21 protein-coding genes are annotated in these 18,475 nt (G+C 36.4%); 6 read left to right on the top strand and 15 right to left on the bottom strand.

What is annotated here, in order from left to right; translation table 11 throughout:
• Window positions 1-117 precede the first annotated feature (117 nt).
• From AVFI_RS18350 to AVFI_RS18320, 7 genes are all read right to left on the bottom strand, one after another.
• Window positions 118-408 carry an SHOCT domain-containing protein gene (locus tag AVFI_RS18350; RefSeq protein WP_065622842.1) on the bottom strand — a complete coding sequence of 97 codons (291 nt, stop codon included), beginning with the start codon at window positions 406-408 and terminating at the stop codon, window positions 118-120.
• A gap of 148 nt (window positions 409-556) precedes the next feature.
• The gene (locus AVFI_RS18345; protein WP_199414945.1) at window positions 557-1,069 is read right to left on the bottom strand and encodes a hypothetical protein; all 513 of its coding nucleotides are present in this window, start codon (window positions 1,067-1,069) and stop codon (window positions 557-559) included.
• Between the two features lie 702 nt (window positions 1,070-1,771).
• A complete protein-coding gene (locus AVFI_RS18340) occupies window positions 1,772-2,374 on the bottom strand; it encodes a GNAT family N-acetyltransferase (protein WP_054776305.1) in 603 nt (200 codons plus the stop codon).
• A 156-nt stretch (window positions 2,375-2,530) separates the two neighbouring features.
• Window positions 2,531-3,751 carry a hypothetical protein gene (locus AVFI_RS18335; RefSeq protein WP_188863987.1) on the bottom strand — a complete coding sequence of 407 codons (1,221 nt, stop codon included), beginning with the start codon at window positions 3,749-3,751 and terminating at the stop codon, window positions 2,531-2,533.
• 135 nt (window positions 3,752-3,886) lie between these two features.
• Window positions 3,887-4,330, bottom strand: coding sequence for a GNAT family N-acetyltransferase (locus AVFI_RS18330; RefSeq protein WP_054776304.1), 444 nt, complete (start codon window positions 4,328-4,330; stop codon window positions 3,887-3,889).
• Window positions 4,331-4,498: 168 nt separating this feature from the next.
• Window positions 4,499-5,113, bottom strand: a complete 615-nt coding sequence (locus tag AVFI_RS18325; RefSeq protein ID WP_188863988.1) for a zinc ribbon domain-containing protein — start codon at window positions 5,111-5,113, stop codon at window positions 4,499-4,501.
• Window positions 5,114-5,314: 201 nt separating this feature from the next.
• A complete protein-coding gene (locus tag AVFI_RS18320) occupies window positions 5,315-5,791 on the bottom strand; it encodes a GNAT family N-acetyltransferase (RefSeq protein WP_054776303.1) in 477 nt (158 codons plus the stop codon).
• Window positions 5,792-6,070: 279 nt separating this feature from the next.
• Here AVFI_RS18320 and ribB (AVFI_RS18315) point away from each other — a divergent pair, with 279 nt between their 5' ends.
• Both ribB (AVFI_RS18315) and AVFI_RS18310 read left to right on the top strand, forming a co-directional pair.
• Window positions 6,071-6,724 (top strand): 3,4-dihydroxy-2-butanone-4-phosphate synthase, encoded by a 654-nt coding sequence (ribB, locus tag AVFI_RS18315; protein WP_199414935.1) that lies wholly within the window; start codon window positions 6,071-6,073, stop codon window positions 6,722-6,724.
• Window positions 6,725-6,804: 80 nt separating this feature from the next.
• The gene (locus tag AVFI_RS18310) at window positions 6,805-7,518 is read left to right on the top strand and encodes an SDR family NAD(P)-dependent oxidoreductase (RefSeq protein ID WP_054776348.1); all 714 of its coding nucleotides are present in this window, start codon (window positions 6,805-6,807) and stop codon (window positions 7,516-7,518) included.
• Between the two features lie 31 nt (window positions 7,519-7,549).
• Here the strand turns inward: AVFI_RS18310 and AVFI_RS18305 are convergent, their stop codons facing one another.
• The 7 genes from AVFI_RS18305 to AVFI_RS18275 form a co-directional block, all read right to left on the bottom strand.
• A complete protein-coding gene (locus AVFI_RS18305; protein WP_054776360.1) occupies window positions 7,550-8,395 on the bottom strand; it encodes an IS3 family transposase in 846 nt (281 codons plus the stop codon).
• 11 nt (window positions 8,396-8,406) lie between these two features.
• On the bottom strand, window positions 8,407-8,715 hold the full coding sequence (locus tag AVFI_RS18300) for a transposase (RefSeq protein WP_023604646.1): 309 nt from the start codon (window positions 8,713-8,715) through the stop codon (window positions 8,407-8,409).
• Between the two features lie 197 nt (window positions 8,716-8,912).
• Complete coding sequence (locus tag AVFI_RS18295) at window positions 8,913-9,173, bottom strand: Txe/YoeB family addiction module toxin (RefSeq protein WP_054776274.1); 261 nt, start codon at window positions 9,171-9,173, stop codon at window positions 8,913-8,915.
• Window positions 9,170-9,421 carry a type II toxin-antitoxin system Phd/YefM family antitoxin gene (locus AVFI_RS18290; RefSeq protein ID WP_012551877.1) on the bottom strand — a complete coding sequence of 84 codons (252 nt, stop codon included), beginning with the start codon at window positions 9,419-9,421 and terminating at the stop codon, window positions 9,170-9,172. The genes AVFI_RS18295 and AVFI_RS18290 overlap by 4 nt, the downstream gene beginning before the upstream one ends.
• A 225-nt stretch (window positions 9,422-9,646) precedes the next feature.
• Window positions 9,647-9,907, bottom strand: coding sequence for a Txe/YoeB family addiction module toxin (locus AVFI_RS18285; RefSeq protein WP_017019086.1), 261 nt, complete (start codon window positions 9,905-9,907; stop codon window positions 9,647-9,649).
• Complete coding sequence (locus AVFI_RS18280; RefSeq protein WP_012551877.1) at window positions 9,904-10,155, bottom strand: type II toxin-antitoxin system Phd/YefM family antitoxin; 252 nt, start codon at window positions 10,153-10,155, stop codon at window positions 9,904-9,906. Before AVFI_RS18280 ends, AVFI_RS18285 begins: the two co-directional genes overlap by 4 nt.
• A 2,494-nt stretch (window positions 10,156-12,649) precedes the next feature.
• The gene (locus tag AVFI_RS18275; protein WP_188863941.1) at window positions 12,650-13,189 is read right to left on the bottom strand and encodes a hypothetical protein; all 540 of its coding nucleotides are present in this window, start codon (window positions 13,187-13,189) and stop codon (window positions 12,650-12,652) included.
• 1,840 nt (window positions 13,190-15,029) lie between these two features.
• Between AVFI_RS18275 and AVFI_RS18270 the strand changes: the two genes are divergently transcribed.
• The 4 genes from AVFI_RS18270 to AVFI_RS18255 all read left to right on the top strand — a co-directional run bounded on the left by AVFI_RS18270 (window position 15,030) and on the right by AVFI_RS18255 (window position 17,298).
• The gene (locus AVFI_RS18270) at window positions 15,030-15,275 is read left to right on the top strand and encodes a type II toxin-antitoxin system CcdA family antitoxin (RefSeq protein WP_012535294.1); all 246 of its coding nucleotides are present in this window, start codon (window positions 15,030-15,032) and stop codon (window positions 15,273-15,275) included.
• Window positions 15,276-15,593 carry a CcdB family protein gene (locus AVFI_RS18265; RefSeq protein WP_054776277.1) on the top strand — a complete coding sequence of 106 codons (318 nt, stop codon included), beginning with the start codon at window positions 15,276-15,278 and terminating at the stop codon, window positions 15,591-15,593.
• Between the two features lie 257 nt (window positions 15,594-15,850).
• Window positions 15,851-16,504, top strand: a complete 654-nt coding sequence (gene ribB / locus AVFI_RS18260) for a 3,4-dihydroxy-2-butanone-4-phosphate synthase (RefSeq protein ID WP_199414935.1) — start codon at window positions 15,851-15,853, stop codon at window positions 16,502-16,504.
• An 80-nt stretch (window positions 16,505-16,584) separates the two neighbouring features.
• Window positions 16,585-17,298: an SDR family NAD(P)-dependent oxidoreductase gene (locus AVFI_RS18255; RefSeq protein ID WP_054776348.1), complete on the top strand. Its 714-nt coding sequence runs from the start codon at window positions 16,585-16,587 to the stop codon at window positions 17,296-17,298.
• A gap of 136 nt (window positions 17,299-17,434) precedes the next feature.
• Here the strand turns inward: AVFI_RS18255 and AVFI_RS18250 are convergent, their stop codons facing one another.
• Window positions 17,435-18,106 (bottom strand): DUF2726 domain-containing protein, encoded by a 672-nt coding sequence (locus AVFI_RS18250; RefSeq protein ID WP_054776327.1) that lies wholly within the window; start codon window positions 18,104-18,106, stop codon window positions 17,435-17,437.
• Window positions 18,107-18,475 lie beyond the last annotated feature (369 nt).

Raw genomic sequence — 18,475 nt, 5'->3', positions numbered from 1 at the left:
TACAGGCTTAACTGAATTTTACTGCCTTAATCACTGAAACTAAAGACAAACTGACAACGCCGAGTGTAGCAAATCGTGTTGATGCATTTGTTATGTGTGATTTAATGAGTTGACTATTTAGCCGAGTATTTCTAATTTCTTTTTCTTAAACTCTTCATCTGAAATAATACCATCCTCTTTAAGTTGATGCCATTTTAGTAATTCGTCAGCCGAAGTGTCACTCTTATTTTTTGCGATACTATTAGGTTTATTACTAAAATTTGTCAAATAAATTAAAAGTCCAAGCAAAATACCAGGAATACAAAAAACTATGAAACCATGCGGTTGGTTTGCAGCTAAACCGAAAAGTGTTAAACCGCAAGCTACTAAAATCAATACAATTTTATACTTTTGAATGATGCCTATCATTAAAATAATCTCAAGAATATATAAGCCATTATTTTACCACAGGTAAATTGCAGAGATCTAGAACATCACATAACGCCTGCATAACACGTTTGCTACGATACAGACCTAGCTGAATTTTAACGCCTTAATCACTGAAACTAAAGGCAAACTAACAACGGCGAGTGTAGCAAATCGTGTTGATGCATTTGTTATGTGATATTTGCTTAAACTCTTCTTTATGAACAGCTAATTGGCTACATACAGCCATAACTGAAAACATAAAATCAGCATTTTTTAAAGTACCCAACTCACTATTTTTAGCTTCCTCAATCTGAGAAGGTGCGCATTCATACACATACTTATTGAAAGCAGCTATCGAATCACTCACCCCGTTTGGTTCCAGGTTATGAGCTAACTTATTTCTTAATCTATTTAATCGTTTAGCTGACTCCCAAACCCAATCAATTTGATCACTAAAAGGATAAAATGCTTGAACAATACAAATTGCTTGATGGCAATCAAATGATGTTCCTGAATCACCTTTTAACGCTGCTGGATGACTAGTTAATACAATTAAGAATTCACGGATAGACTCTTCAAGTAATAAGTGACCTTTAAGCACCTGTAGTGTTTGATCGTTACCTATAGGGAAATGTAATCCAAATTTTTTTGCATCTGACATACGTTGATATCTCCAATCACATAACGCCGCAATAACACGTGCGAAAGACCGACTTACAAAACCAATTATACTCTAAACCGCGAATGCCGAATGTAAATAGCATCGTGTTGATTGCTTTGTTATACGAGCCTTGCTTTCGCTCCGATAAACTTGGTAAAGAACTGATTTACCAAGACTTGCTGTAAATTGAGTTTAATTAGACTGACTCAATTAAGCGAGCAAAATATCATTTCAACGGCAATAACTGTGAAACGAAACAATCCCTTTTTCTTACGCCATTTGTACGATTTGGTTTCAGCCAGTTTTGAGCTGATAAACCAAATACCCTAGCCACAATTGGGATTGAAAATGCTAAGAGGAAAACACTGATGCAGATTAAAATGAGGCATAGCCAAAGAACAATTGAAGCGTAAATTGGTTTCTGAAACGCTTGAATTTGGGGCAATAATAGTTCAATGCCGAACCTGATGAAACGAACACCAAAAGGCAACAAAGAAAAAGGAAAACCACCCTACTTTCACACCTAAAAAGCTAATGGTTCAATCGCTGAACTGAACCCAAAAACTGCATTCTCAGAGTTCGTATAACGCCTGCATAACACGTTTGCTACGATACAGGCCTAGCTGAATTTTAACGCCTTAATCACTGAAACTAAAGGCAAACTGACAACGCCGAGTGTAGCAAATCGTGTTGATGCATTTGTTAGCTGCGCCTTTCCAGTTTGAATAACAAACTAGCTTTTACGGCCAGCCACTCACTATTAATTATCGAAAATACAACGGTATCTCGATAGCTACCATCTGCCATTTGTTGATGATTTCTAATTACACCGTCCTGCTTTGCGCCCAAACGAGCGATTGCATTACGTGAAGCGTGATTATGCCAATGAGTTCTAAACTCAACTGCGATTGCTGAGAGGTTTTCAAATGCATGAGAAAGAAGAAGGAACTTACATTCGGTATTTACTGATGTTCTCTGGTAGCTTTTCGCATACCACGTATAACCGATTTCTACCCGTTTATTCACACAATCAGCGTGGCATAAACGAGTTGTACCGATTATGGTTTGAGTTTCATTATCAATGACAGAAAAAGCCAAAGAACACCCAGCGCCTTGTTCGCTTAAAGCCAATTCAATATAACCGTTTACAGTCTCTTTATTTGGTATTTTCGTATACCATAAGTCCCAAAGTTCACCATCAGAAGCCGTTTCAACAAGAGCTGACGCATGATCTAGTTGTAGTGGAATTAATGTGACTATTTTCCCTTTGAGCTCCGTACCTGAGAGCCATTTCTCATCTTGCATACTAAATTCCTTCTTTGAAGCAGCTAACGCCTGCATAACACGTTTACTACCATGCAACTATACTTAATATTGACGCCTTAAAACGAGAAACACCCGACAACCTGAGATGCCGAGTGTAGTAAATCGTGTTGATGCATTTGTTATATTTTCATTTCACTAAGCTTGTGGATGTACCTTCGCGGAGCGACTCTGTTTTACTAATTTTGTTAATTCATCAGATGAAAGAGTTTCTAAGTACTGTATTAGTTCTCTTTGTACTTTCCTTTCAGGAGTATCCTTTAATGGATCAATAGACAAAAGATAGTCTGTTAAGCCTTTCTTAATTATTTTCACTTGAGCTTGGTAAATTTTAAGAAAATCAGGAATCTCATTACAATACGGGTTAGTAATCGTTAGCTGGTTATCCGAATTTGATAGCCACTCAAGCATAACTTCATTAACGTGCTCATCACCGAAACCGTAACCAATAACTACTAACTCTTGAACATTGTTGATTCTACTTTTAAATGCATTAAACAATGCAACAGGAGCGATCTGCTCAAATTTACCTTTGAATTTATGACCCCCAGATAATAATGAACGCCTTAGAAATTGTAGCTCACCAGAAGAGTCATTAACAAACAATTCATTAACCCCTCGGTTTTGCATTTTTTGGCAAACTTCTAAACTCTTTGATTCAATATTTCTGATTGCAGACACAAAAGAACCGAGACTTCCATTACCTACTGATTTTAAATATGTTTTCTTATCTTCAATGGCGAAAATATCAAAAGATCCGTGAAGTTTCAGTAGGTTTATTCCTTTCTCATTTTCTTCATAGAAGTCTAATTTTTGTTCCGATAGTTCTTCCGAAGTAATTAACCTAAATTCACCTAGATTCATGTAGTTGTGCTCTCTATTGGCGTAAAAACCGTCTTTTAAGCCCAAACAATAATAAGCACATAGCTCTTCGATAATCAGATCATGATTAAGAGAAAATATTTCGATTTTACCTTGTTGCTCAAGCAATGCCTCCAATCCAAAATAATTTTTAAACCTAAATTTCATTTTAGGTAAGCACTTTTCTTGCATCTCCAGTAACAACAACTGAATACACTCAGTAACCTGCTTGATTAAACCGCTAACAATCTCTTCTTCTTGAGGTGTTTCCGCTTCTAGTTTCCAATTTTCTAAATACTTCACCATTTCTTCATAGTGCATAGTTTCACTTTGAAAAACTGAAACAAATCTCTTTTTTATACTTTCGTCATCGTGAAAATTGAATAAATTTATATCCAATCTAGATAAAATATTTTTCGACAACGTACTCGTAAACGCCCAAACAAGCGGCATACCACATTCGACTGAAGCACCTGCACCTAAAAATAAACCTTTCACTGAACCTCCTTGAAAATATAACGCCTGCATAACACGTTTACTACTATGCAATTATACTTAATATTGACGCCTTAAAACGAGAAACACTCGGCAAACTGAGATTGCCGAGTGTAGTAAATCGTGTTGATGCATTTGTTATAAGCACACTCTCACACGGTTCATATGAACAAATTGAGCACCTTCTGATGTTACTTGGAAACCAAATTTACGATATAAACCGCCTACCCGATTACCTTGCAAATAACACAATTTCACTGGTTTATTTTCGCTATCAGCAAATTTTAAACACTGACTTAAAACCTGGCTTCCTATTCCCTTTCCGTGAAAACTTGGCAATAAAAAGAAACGGCAAAAATAGAAATGGTCGCCTTTGTTTTGAAGCAAATAGCTACCGATTGCTTCACCTGACATTTCAATGATGGTTGGTTTTTCTTCATCCCATTCATCTTGATGCATTTCACGTTGGATTTTATCGTCCCAACCAAACACAGCCTTAATTGGCTCAAATTCAGCCGCCTTTTTAAGTTCAAATAAGAACTCAAAATCACTATCTTTCGCTGAACGCGTAGAAAATTTCAAACCTTTACCTCTGGCTCAAATAACCTTAATAAATCGGTGCTTATAACGCCTGCATAACACGTTTACTACTATGCAATTATACTCAATATTGACGCCTTAAAACGAGAAACACCCGACAACCTGAGATGCCGAGTGTAGTAAATCGTGTTGATGCAATTGTTAAATGCCTTACAGATCATCTAATACAGTAGGGTCAAAACTCCAAAGGTGATCAGGATTACGGGTACATCTTACTATTGTTTTTTTATCATTTTCAGGTCCTATACTTCGTAACTTAAGTTTTCCTGTACATTTCGGACAATCGCCTTCAATTACCGTTTTATAAATCCTATCATCTATTCCTGCTTCAATATTTAAAAATGCCCAAAAATGAGCAAATTTTTGTCTTTTTAAAGCAATCCCCATTACAAAGGCAAATCCACCTAATGGCATTAATAACAATAACCACGTACTACCAAAACTCCAGACACTAAAGATACTTGCAAAACTACCTAACATCGAAATTATACCACTATAAATCAACCATGTTGTTTTTAAGTGAAAACCAAATAAACTCAATGGCTTAATTTGTTTTCTTTCAATATAAGCAACATCTTTAGGGTCATCTTTTGGTCCGGTATACAGATTGATAGTGCTATTATCAATAGTACTATTAATACCTACATTTACAGAGTTATCACCAGTAGTAATATCCGTGGATGACACTGGTTTTAATTTTGTACCACACTCAGAACAAAACTTATTTTTATCACTTTGTTGTAAACTACAGTTTATACACTTCATAAGATCACCTTTGATTTCACATAATGACTGTATATAAACACATGTGTTGATTATTTAAAAGAGATATATAAACCTTAGGCATTTAACGCCTGCATAACACGTTTGCTACGATACAGACCTAACTGAATTTTAACGCCTTAATCACTGAAACTAAAGGCAAACTGACAACGCCGAGTGTAGCAAATCGTGTTGATGCATTTGTTATAACCGTTTTTCCATGCGTGACAAATCCCAACTCTCACCATCAAATGATAAGCTATTAGTTACCTGCTCAAATTCTACAAAACCCAGTTTTTCGTAACATGAAATAGCTGATTTATTGTGACTGAAAACACCTAATGTCAGTAAATTAGCTTTGTAATTAACCTGAGCCTTTTCAATAAGTAGCTGTAGCATGGTTTGAGCTAAATTCTGGCCTCGATATTCAGGTGAGATAAATACGCGACAGATACGAAATTCATTAACTGAAACTTGGTAAAGCTCCACAAAACCAACCGGATTATTCTCAACAGTAAATAGAAATGGAAACACCTGTAACTGCTTACAATGAGTTTCAATTTGTTCGTGAGTAAGAGGATATTTATAAGCTGGCCCGCCCCACAAATAACAAAGTTTTTCGCTATCTATCCAGGCAGTAAGCTGATCATAATCCTTATATCCAAAAGCCTCTAATTCCATGATTTCCTCTTGAGGTTATAACGCCTGCATAACACGTTTGCTACGATACAGGCCTAGCTGAATTTTAACGCCTTAATTACTGAAACTAAAGGCAAACTGACAACGCCGAGTGTAGCAAATCGTGTTGATGCATTTGTTATACCTTTTATATGACTAGTAAAAGATCAACCTGTAATAATTTACAGTAATAACATAACTAAAATTGTAATAAAATCATTATGACGTAGATAAAAGAAATATCTAATATCTTAATTAACTACCAATATGGAGTTTGTAGTAATGATACATAACCAAGAGTCACTAATTAGTAAATTTGGTTCTCCTTTTGAACGTGTCGAGCAGGCTATAAAATCTGTTCAGCAAGGTAATGGCGTTTTGTTACTTGATGATGAGTGTCGTGAGAATGAGGGAGACCTTATATATTCAGTAGATTATCTGACCTCAGAACAAATGGCTCTAATGATCCGTAATTGTAGTGGTATAGTATGTTTATGTCTGACAGAAGATAGAGCTGACGACCTTGAACTTCCACCAATGGTTAAAGATAATGAAAGTGTAAATCAAACAGCATTTACTATCTCAATAGAAGCTAGAAAGGGTGTAACAACAGGTGTATCTGCATCCGATAGAGTTACAACAATTAAAACGGCCTGTAAAAAAGAAGCCATAGCATACGATCTTGCCAGACCTGGACATGTTTTCCCGTTAAGAGGAAAAGATGGCGGTGTTTTAACTAGGCGTGGACATACTGAAGGAACAATTGATATAATGGTGTTGGCTGGACTCACCCCAGCAGGTGTTTTATGTGAAGTAACAAATTTTGATGGTTCAATGTCCAAGACGCAAGAAATAGTTACTTTTGCAGATAAACATAACTTGCCTGTTTTAACCATCGATGATATCGCGTTATACAGACAAAAAATCAGAAAGTAATGCTTTATCAAAATTAGTAAAACAATAGAAATTTAAAACTAAGAATTGACTTTTTTATCTACTTAATTAGAGAGTTTCTTATGGAGAAAATTGCATTAATAACCGGAGCTAGCCGAGGAATAGGCAAAGCTATTGCCCATTACTTTGCTCAGGAAGGTTATTCATTAATCTTGTTGGCACTTACAAAAGAAAATCTAGAACAGATAGAAACAGAATTACAAAAGTTATATTCATCGTGCGTAATAAAAACCGTAGCAGTAGATTTCAACAACCCAAGTGCTGTTGAGTCTGAAATAAAATCCATTATTAATTCATATAAAAAAATTGATGTTGTTGTTAATAGTGCTGGAATATTAAGAGCAGGAAACACCAGCTTAACTTCCTATGAGCTATCTGAGTTAATGAATGTCAATGTACTCTCCACTATGATTATTTGTAATTTATTAGCCGAAAAAATGAAAATTCAAGGCTTTGGAGAGATATATAACATAGGGTCAACAGCAGGTTTAAAATCTGTACCCAAAATAGCGGCATACTCAGCAACCAAATCAGCAATAATAAGTTATAGTGAATCACTCTATAATGAGCTTCTCCCTTTTAATATTAATGTTTGCTGTTTATGCCCTAGTGTTGTTAATACTGACATGACAGATGATGGTCGAGTTGATAATAATTTAAAAATAGAAACTCAAGACTTAACTAAATGCTTTGAGTTTGTACGAGACCTTTCTTCTAATGCGAAAATAAGTATATTACCAATACGCTGTAAAGTAATGGATTTAGAAACACACTAAAGGTTGGTGTGCCCCTCGAAAAGCGAACACTTTATTTTACAAATTTACTTTCAAATTCAAATGGACTCAAGTTGTTTAATGTTGAGTGACTGCGCTTACGATTATAGAAGATCTCAATATATTCAAATATGCCAGTTTGAACATCGGTAACTGTTTGATAATTCTTTGGGTAAATCAGTTCGACTTTTAGTCGACTGAAAAAGGATTCCATTGCTGCATTATCCCAGCAGTTTCCTGTTCGACTCATACTTTGGACGCAACCATTATCATTTATAAGTTCTTGATAATTGTTAGAACGGTATTGAACTCCTCGATCTGAATGAATGATTAAACCTTGTTTAATCTTTCTTCGACGGAAGGCCATTTTTAATGCATCTGAAATAAGAACCTCAGTCATTGAGTCGTCTAATGACCACCCAATTATTTTCCTTGAAAATAAGTCCATAACAACGGCCAGGTACATAAATTTATCGTTAACCCAAATGTACGTAATATCTGTTGTCCAACGTTCATTGGGGCTTTCAGCGGTAAAGCGCCGGTCTAAAATGTTGCCTACCACATTACGAGTTGATTCAACTCGTCGTCCATAACGGAAGCCTTTTCCGTTATGGGCTCTAATACCTCGATCCTTCATGATCTTTGCTACATAATTAGTTGAACAAGGATATCCTAGCTTTACAAGCTCATTCCTAACTCTTCTAGAGCCGTATTTAGCCTCAAACTCAGCAAAGGTTGATAATATCTTCTTTTCAAAGTCTAGCCTCCTTTTGGAGGCTTTGCTTAATGATTTATTATGCCATGCATAAAAACCAGTTGAAGATGCTTTTAAAACTCGGCAAAGAAAACGAACACTATAGTTACTTCTAAAATCACGAATAAGTGCGTACTTTACTCTTGGTTTTTGGCAAAGTACGCCGCTGCCTTTTTTAAGAACTCATTCTCTTTTTTTAGGTCATTTAGCTCTTTTCTCATCTTACGCATTTCTGAGTTTTCTTTTATTGAATAATCGATACCATCATGAACCGTAAACTGTTTATTTGTCAGAAGGTTAAACTGTCTTCGCCAGTTATAAATTTGATTAGGGTGTAACCCTAATTCCTTCGCGACGGAAGCCGTCGTTCTATCTTTTTGATCTGCGAGTCGGACAGCTTCTTTACGATACTCTTCAGGGTAAGATTTAGTATAATGCTTGCTCATGGTAGCCTCCAGATAGGTATAACCTAAGTATAGAATGTGTTCTAATTCTGTGGGCACACCAAGGTATAACGCTTGCATAACACGTTTACTACTATGCAATTATACTTAATATTGACGCCTTAAAACGAGAAACACCCGACAACCTGAGATGCCGAGTGTAGTAAATCGTGTTGATGCATTTGTTAACTGCGATTCAATTAGTAATGATAACGACAAGAAATTATCGTCAAATGTGAATCATTAACGGTATAAACCAGTCTATTTGTATCATCAATCCTACGTGACCAAAAACCAGCTAAGTTTTCTTTCAAGGGCTCAGGTTTGCCAATGCCTTCAAACGGTGAACGCTTTGCATCTGTGATTAACTTATTAATACGTTTAAGCGTTTTCTTATCCTGCCCTTGCCAATATAAATAATCATCCCACGCTTCATCAGTCCAAGCTAACATTCGACTCATTCAAGCAAGCCTCTTTCCGTAGTTTGACCTGCATTGTATTGAGCTATTGATTTGTTTAAATGAGCAGCATTCGCAGGAGAACGTGATAAATATATCGTTTCCATTAAACTGTTATAATAGTCCATAGACATTACAACCGCGTCTTCAGAATCTCGACGAGTGATAACTGTGCAGTCTGCATCATTAACCACGCCATCAAGAACAGATTTAAGACCATTTCTGGCTTCAGTAAAAGAAACTATACGCATAATTACCTCTTTGTTGAGTTGTACCTAATATTGAACAAGTATAATTCATAAAAACAAAATGTACAATATATTGCACAGGTAACAAAGAAGCAGTTAACGCCTGCATAACACGTTTACTACTATGCAATTATACTCAAAATTGACGCCTTAAAACGAGAAACACCCGACAACCTGAGATGCCGAGTGTAGTAAATCGTGTTGATGCATTTGTTAACTGCGATTCAATTAGTAGTGATAACGACAAGAAATTATCGTCAAATGTGAATCATTAACGGCATAAACCAGTCTATTTGTATCATCAATCCTGCGTGACCAAAAACCAGCTAAGTTCTCTTTCAATGGCTCAGGTTTGCCAATGCCTTCAAACGGTGAACGCTTTGCATCTGTGATTAACTTATTAATACGTTTGAGGGTTTTCTTATCCTGTCCTTGCCAATATAAATAATCATCCCACGCTTCATCAGTCCAAGCTAACATTCGACTCATTCAAGCAAGCCTCTTTCCGTAGTTTGGCCAGCATTGTATTGAGCAATTGATTTATTTAAATGAGCTGCATTTGCAGGAGAACGAGATAAATATATCGTTTCCATTAAACTATTGTAATAATCCATAGACATTACAACCGCATCTTCAGAATCTCGACGAGTGATAACTGTGCAGTCTGCATCATTAACCACGCCATCAAGAACAGATTTAAGACCATTTCTGGCTTCAGTAAAAGAAACTATACGCATAATTACCTCTTTGTTGAGTTGTACCTAATATTGAACAAGTATAATTCATAAAAACAAAATGTACAATATATTGCACAGGTAACAAAGAAGCAGTTAACGCCTGCATAACACGTTTGCTACGATACAGGCTTAGCTGAATTTTACTGCCTTAATCACTGAAACTAAAGGAAAACTGACAACGCCGAGTGTAGCAAATCGTGTTGATGCATTTGTTACACGATCTTTGTCAACGCTTCCATTAACTTGGTAAAGAATTGATTTGCCAAGATTTACTGTAAACTGAGTTTAATTAGACTGGCTCAATTAAGCGAGCAAAATATCCAATCACCGCCAATAACTGTGAAACGAAGCAATCCCTTTTTCTTACGCCATTTGTACGATCTGGTTTCAGCAAGTTTGGAACTGATAAACCAAATATCCTTTCCACAATTGGGATTAAAAATGCTAAGAGAAAAACACTGATCCAGGCTAAAATGAGGCATAACCAAAGAACAATTGAAGCGTAAATTAGCCGCTGAAACGCCTGAATTTAGGACAATAATAGCTCAATGCCGAACCTGACGAAATGAAAACCAAAAGGCAACAAAGAAAAAGGAAACCCACCCTACTTTCACGCCTAAAAAACTAACGGCTCAATCGCTGAACTGAGCAAAAAAACTGCAATCTTAGAGTTCGTGTAACGCCGCAATAACACGTGCGAACGCTTTACTTTCCAAACCAATTATACTTCAAACCACAAACGCCGAGTGTAATTAGCATCGTGTTGATTGCTTTGTTACACGATCTTTGTCAACGCTTCGCTTTAATTGGTAAAGAACTGATTTACCAAGATTTACTGTAAACTGAGTTTAATTAGACTAGCTCAATTAAGCGAGCAAAATATCACTTCAACGGCAAAAACTGCGAGATTAAACAATCCCTTTTTCTTACATCATTTGTACGATTTTGTTTCAGCAAGTTTGGAGCTGATAAACCAAATATCCTCGCCACAATTGGGATTGATAATGCTGAGAAGAAAACACTAATGCAGGATAAAATGAGGCAAAACCACGAACAATTGAAGCGTGAATTAGTTTCTGAAACCCATCAACTTTTGGAAATAATGTTCAGTTGCCGAACCTAATAAAATGAAAACTAAAAGGAAACAAAGAAGAAGGAAAACCACCCTACTTTCACGCCTAAAGAACTAACGGTTCAATCGCTGAATTGAGCCAAAAAACTGCGTTCTTAGAGTTCGTGTAACGCTGGCATAACACGTTTATTACTATGCAAACCAACCTGAATTAACCGCCCTAATAACAAAACCCAAGGCAAACCCAGAATGCCGAATGTAATAAATCGTGTTGATGCGATTGTTGTGCGGACTTACTTTCGGCTTGGCTAACTTGGTAAAGAACTGCCCTTCCAACATTTTCTAAGCCCTGATTCTAATTTACCGGTAGTAATTAAGCGAACAAAATATCCTTAAATTGCGAGATGAAGTAAATGGAAAACCAACACACTTTTTACATCATTTGAACGACTTAGTTTCAACAAGTTTAGAGCTGATAAACCAAATATCCTAACCACAATTGGGATTGAAAATGCCAAGAGTAAAGCACGGATGCAGACTAAAATGAGGCATAACCAAAGAACAATTGAAGCGTAAAAATGCCTCTGAAACGCCTGAACTTAGGGAAATAAGGGCTAATTTGCCGAACTTGATGAAACGGAAACCAAAAAGCAACAAAGAAGAAATTCACGCTTACTAAGCCGAAACTACGAAAGTCTCGGTTCTATTGATGAACCGTGCAAAAAATTTCGGACTCAGTACGCACAACGCCGCAATAACACGTGCGAACGACTGACTTTCCAAACCAATTATACTTCAAACCACAAACGCCGAATGTAATTAGCATCGTGTTGATTGCTTTGTTACACGATCTTCGTCAACGCTTCTATTAACTTGGTAAAGAACTGATTTACCAAGATTTGCTGTAAATTGAGTTTAATTAGACTGGTTCAATTAAGCGAGCAAAATATCCAATCAACAACAATAACTGTGAAACGAAACAATCCTTTTTCTTACATCATTTGTACAATTTGGTTTCAGCAAGTTTGGAACTGATAAACCAAATGTCCTAACCACAATTGGGATTGAAAATGCTGAGAGAAAAACACTGATGCAGGATAAAATGAGGCATAGCCAAAGAACAATTGAAGCGTAAATTAGCTTCTGAAACGCCTGAATTTGGGGCAATAATAGTTCAATGCCGAACCTGATGAAACGAACACCAAAAGGCAACAAAGAAAAAGGAAATCCACCTTACTTTCACACCTAAAAAACTAACGGCTCAATCGCTGAACTGAGCTAAAAAACTGCGATCTTAGAGTTCGTGTAACGCCTGCATAACACGTTTACTACCATGCGATTATACCTAAAATTGACGTCTTAAAACGAGAAACACCCGACAACCTGAGATGCCGAGTGTAGTAAATCGTGTTGATGCGATTGTTATGTATACTGGTTATTGTTACATTGATTCTGACGATATTTAATGAACTCATCTCGCCAACTTTCTAATTTTGGAATAACTAGAGATAATGAAAGTTCGTTCTCAGCACATAAATGCGAAAGTATATTGGAAAGTGGATATTCAACAGACCCTGAAACATTCAAAACATCTTTAAACGTTTGTTGATCTATTTCACCTTCACCAAACCAATCCCATTCAGCTTCATGTTTCCACCAATTTGCAGCAAAATTGATTATCGCAATATAAGGAATACCTTTAGGTGATTTATTACCAAGGTTAAGAGCATTTTTTTTACTTACTTTAGAGTTAAACATCGTATCTGCTATATATTGCTGCATTGCAACGAAACCGATGCCAATAAAGTATTCAGCTCTATCATACAAACCAAGTGCGTCTGGATCCTCTGATTTATTACTTTCTAAAATTAATGAGCTTAACTTTTGATCTAGCATCTCAAGCAACTCAGTTAATTCTCGAGTTTTGAGATCGCAAACCTGGCCTTTTTGAAAAATATACACTTAATTTCCTTCAGATTGTATACATAACGCTGGCATAACACGTGCTGACGACCAACTTTACCAAACCAATTACACTTCAAACCAAAAACGCCGAATGTAATAAGCATCGTGTTGATGCGATTGTTGTGCGTGCTTACTTTCGGCTTGGCCTACTTGGTAAAGAACTGCCCTGCCAAGATTTTCTATGCCCTGATTCTAATTTACCGGTAGTAATTAAGCGAACAAAATGTTCTTAAATTGCGAGATAAAGTGAATGGAAAACAGATACATTTTTTACGTCATTTGAACGGCTTGGTTTCAGCCAGTTTTCGGCTGATAAACCAGATACCCTAACCACAATTGGGATTGAAAATGCTACGAGGAAAACACTGATGCAAACTAAAATGAGGCATCACCAAAGAACAATTGAAGCGTAAAATAGCTTCTGAAACGCCTGAACTTAGGGAAATAAGGGCTAATTTGCCGAACCTGATAATACGGAAACCAAAAGGCAACAAAGAAGAAAGGAACGCTTGCATAACACGTTTATTACTATGCCAACCAACCTGAATTAACCGCCTTAATCACAAAACTAAAGACAAACCCAGAACGCCGAGTGTAATAAATCGTGTTGATGCGATTGTTGTGCGGACTTACTTTCGGCTTGGCCAACTTGGTAAAGAACTGCCCCGCCAAAATTGTCTGAGCCCTGATTCTAATTTACCAATGGCAATTAAGCGAACAAAATGTTCTTAAATTGCGAGATGAAGTAAATGGAAAACAGATACACTTTTTACGCCATTTGAACGACTTGGCTTCAACAAGTTTGGAACTGATAAACCAAATATCCTCGCAACAATTGGGGTTAAAAATGCGGCGAGGAAAACACGGATGCAGGCTAAAATGAGGCAATACCAAAGAACCATTGAAGCGTAAAAATGCCTCTGAAACGCCTGAACTTAGACCGACAATGCTTAATTGCCGAACCTGATAATACGAATACTAAAAGGTAACAAAGAAGAGGATTTGCGATAACTAAATAGCGTTTACAAAAGTTTCGTTTCTATTGATGAACCGTGCAAAAAATTTCGGGCTTAGTACGCACAACGCTTGCATAACACGTTTATTACCATACAAACCAACCTGAATTAACCGCCTTAATCACAAAACTAAAGGCAAACCCAGAACGCCGAGTGTAATAAATCGTGTTGATGCGATTGTTGTGCGGACTTACTTTCGGCTTGGCTAGCTTGGTAAAGAACTGCCTGGACAACATTTTCTAAGCCCTGATTCTAATTTACCGATGCCGATTAAGCGAACAAAATGTTCTTAAAATGCGAGATAAAGTAAATGGAAAACAGATACATTTTTTTACATCATTTGAACGGTTTGGTTTCAGCAGATTTTGAGCCGATAAACCAAATATCCTCGCCACAACTGGGATTGAAAATGCTGCGAGGAAAACACGGATGCAGGCTAAAATGAGGCAACACCAAAGAACAATTGAAGCGTAAAATAGCCTCTGAAACGCCTGAATTTAGGCCGACAATGCTTAATTGCCGAACCTGATGAAACGAACGCTAAAAGGCAACAAAGAAGAGAATTTGTGATAGCTAAATAGCGCTTACAAAAGTCTCGTTTCCATTGAGGAACCGTGCAAAAAATTTCGGACTCAGTACGCACAACGCCTGCATAACACGTTTGCTACCATGCAGATTAAGCTCAAATTTACCACTTAATACAGTAAACTCAAAGAAAACCTAGAATGCCGAGTGTAGCAAATCGTGTTGATGCATTTGTTAAATGCCTTTTTACGTTATATACTGAACCCACATACTTAATGCGCATGAGTGGTAACGTTATGAGAAATCAATATAATACACAAGCGGTAAAGAAAGCGACCAATTTAACTTTAAATAGTGACCTACTTGCTGAAGCAAAACGTTTAAAAATAAACCTTTCAGCAACAATGGAAAAAGCACTTTCACAAGAAGTGAGTAAGTTGAAAAGACAAGAATGGTTAGAGCAAAACTCTGAAGCTATTGATGCTTGCAACGAACTAACCGAGAAACACGGTCTTTTTTCCGATTCATACCGAGTATTTTAAATGTCTCAATTTACGCTATATAAAAACAAAGATAAAAGTTCAGCTAAAACCTACCCATATTTTGTTGATGTTCAAAGTGATCTACTTGATAACTTAAATACTCGATTAGTCATTCCATTAACACCAATCGAACTACTTGATAAGAAAGCACCAAGTCACCTTTGTCCTACAATTCATATTGATGAAGGTGACTTTATAATGTTGACTCAACAAATGACAAGTGTTCCAGTTAAAATCTTAACCGAACCTGTTAATGAGTTATCGACTTTCAGAAATGAGATCATTGCTGCAATTGATTTTTTAATCACTGGCATTTAACGCCTGCATAACACGTTTGCTACGATACAGACTTACCTGAATTTTAACGCCTTAATCACTGAAACCAAAGGCAAACAGACAACGCCGAGTGTAGCAAATCGTGTTGATGCATTTGTTATACCTTTTATATGACTAGTAAAAGATCAACCTGTAATAATTTACAGCAATAACATAACTAAAATTGTAATAAAATCATTATGACGTAGTAAAAGAAATATCTAATATCTTAATTAACTACCAATATGGAGTTTGTAGTAATGATACATAACCAAGAGTCACTAATTAGTAAATTTGGTTCTCCTTTTGAACGTGTCGAGCAGGCTATAAAATCTGTTCAGCAAGGTAATGGCGTTTTGTTACTTGATGATGAGTGTCGTGAGAATGAGGGAGACCTTATATATTCAGTAGATTATCTGACCTCAGAACAAATGGCTCTAATGATCCGTAATTGTAGTGGTATAGTATGTTTATGTCTGACAGAAGATAGAGCTGACGACCTTGAACTTCCACCAATGGTTAAAGATAATGAAAGTGTAAATCAAACAGCATTTACTATCTCAATAGAAGCTAGAAAGGGTGTAACAACAGGTGTATCTGCATCCGATAGAGTTACAACAATTAAAACGGCCTGTAAAAAAGAAGCCATAGCATACGATCTTGCCAGACCTGGACATGTTTTCCCGTTAAGAGGAAAAGATGGCGGTGTTTTAACTAGGCGTGGACATACTGAAGGAACAATTGATATAATGGTGTTGGCTGGACTCACCCCAGCAGGTGTTTTATGTGAAGTAACAAATTTTGATGGTTCAATGTCCAAGACGCAAGAAATAGTTACTTTTGCAGATAAACATAACTTGCCTGTTTTAACCATCGATGATATCGCGTTATACAGACAAAAAATCAGAAAGTAATGCTTTATCAAAATTAGTAAAACAATAGAAATTTAAAACTAAGAATTGACTTTTTTATCTACTTAATTAGAGAGTTTCTTATGGAGAAAATTGCATTAATAACCGGAGCTAGCCGAGGAATAGGCAAAGCTATTGCCCATTACTTTGCTCAGGAAGGTTATTCATTAATCTTGTTGGCACTTACAAAAGAAAATCTAGAACAGATAGAAACAGAATTACAAAAGTTATATTCATCGTGCGTAATAAAAACCGTAGCAGTAGATTTCAACAACCCAAGTGCTGTTGAGTCTGAAATAAAATCCATTATTAATTCATATAAAAAAATTGATGTTGTTGTTAATAGTGCTGGAATATTAAGAGCAGGAAACACCAGCTTAACTTCCTATGAGCTATCTGAGTTAATGAATGTCAATGTACTCTCCACTATGATTATTTGTAATTTATTAGCCGAAAAAATGAAAATTCAAGGCTTTGGAGAGATATATAACATAGGGTCAACAGCAGGTTTAAAATCTGTACCCAAAATAGCGGCATACTCAGCAACCAAATCAGCAATAATAAGTTATAGTGAATCACTCTATAATGAGCTTCTCCCTTTTAATATTAATGTTTGCTGTTTATGCCCTAGTGTTGTTAATACTGACATGACAGATGATGGTCGAGTTGATAATAATTTAAAAATAGAAACTCAAGACTTAACTAAATGCTTTGAGTTTGTACGAGACCTTTCTTCTAATGCGAAAATAAGTATATTACCAATACGCTGTAAAGTAATGGATTTAGAAACACACTAAAGGTATAACGCCTGCATAACACGTTTGCTACCATGCAGATTAAGCCCAAATTTACCACTTAATACGGCAAACCAAAAGAAACCTAGAATGCCGAATGTAGCAAATCGTGTTGATGCATTTGTTATAAGCGTACTGATTATTCAGATATTTTCTGTTCGATGTGCCTACATGCTGGAAATGAACTACAACCCCAAAATTCATTGCCAACTGATTTACCCTTTTTAGCCACTTTAAGAACCATATTCGACGAACATTTAGGGCACTGTTTATCGGTGGAATCAAGGTCAAAGCTAGGCATTTCAGGTTCAGCATTTGATAAGACACTTTGTAAACTGAGTCTGATACTTTCGATACTGTAAGCTTGTTTAGCTGGTATACGAATAAGTGGGAAATGAGCCGATTCACAAGCGCTCTCTAAAAATTGGTCTCTAGACTTTCGTTTAACATTATTATGAGAACTGTCGTCTAGCTCGATTGCACAGATAACTGACAAATCATCTTGATTACACAAAACAAAATCGAAGTGCTTAGCTGATATTTTATTAAACGCGATCTGCCATGCTGATTTTGTCATTCCTTTTTCAGGCGCAATAACATCAGCAACACGAACTTTACCAAAAACTAGCACATTATCAGTAGCAACGGTTTGTTGTAGCACACCAAAAAATGAACGTTCTGCGGGAGTAAATAATGCCCCGAGTTGACGATAAGAATGTTCACTTTTAGGCGATGATTGGCTTAATTTAAGCTTAGTAACAAAAGACAAAACTAGAACAAAAATCAAAGCTATTACGATTATAATTTCCACGATATCTCCATTAATTCAACCTTTTACTTCCATATCTTGGCCTAGTTTAAAATAACCAAGAAACCGCTGTAATTATCATTTCAATTTAAGCTTATAACGCTTGCATAACACGTTTATTACTATGCCAACCAACCTGAATTAACCGCCCTAATCACAAAACCCAAGACAAACCCAGAACGCTGAGTGTAATAAATCGTGTTGATGCGATTGTTGTGCGTGCTTACTTTCGGCTTGGCTAGCTTGGTAAAGAACTGCCCCGCAAAAATTGTCTAAGCCCTGATTTTAATTTACCGATGCCAATTAAGCGAACAAAATGTTCTTAAAATGCGAGATGAAGTGAATGGAAAACAGATACACTTTTTACGCCAT

It is taken from the genome of Aliivibrio fischeri ATCC 7744 = JCM 18803 = DSM 507, from assembly GCF_023983475.1.
GTDB lineage: Bacteria > Pseudomonadota > Gammaproteobacteria > Enterobacterales > Vibrionaceae > Aliivibrio > Aliivibrio fischeri.
This window is presented reverse-complemented; position numbering and strand designations above follow the sequence as displayed.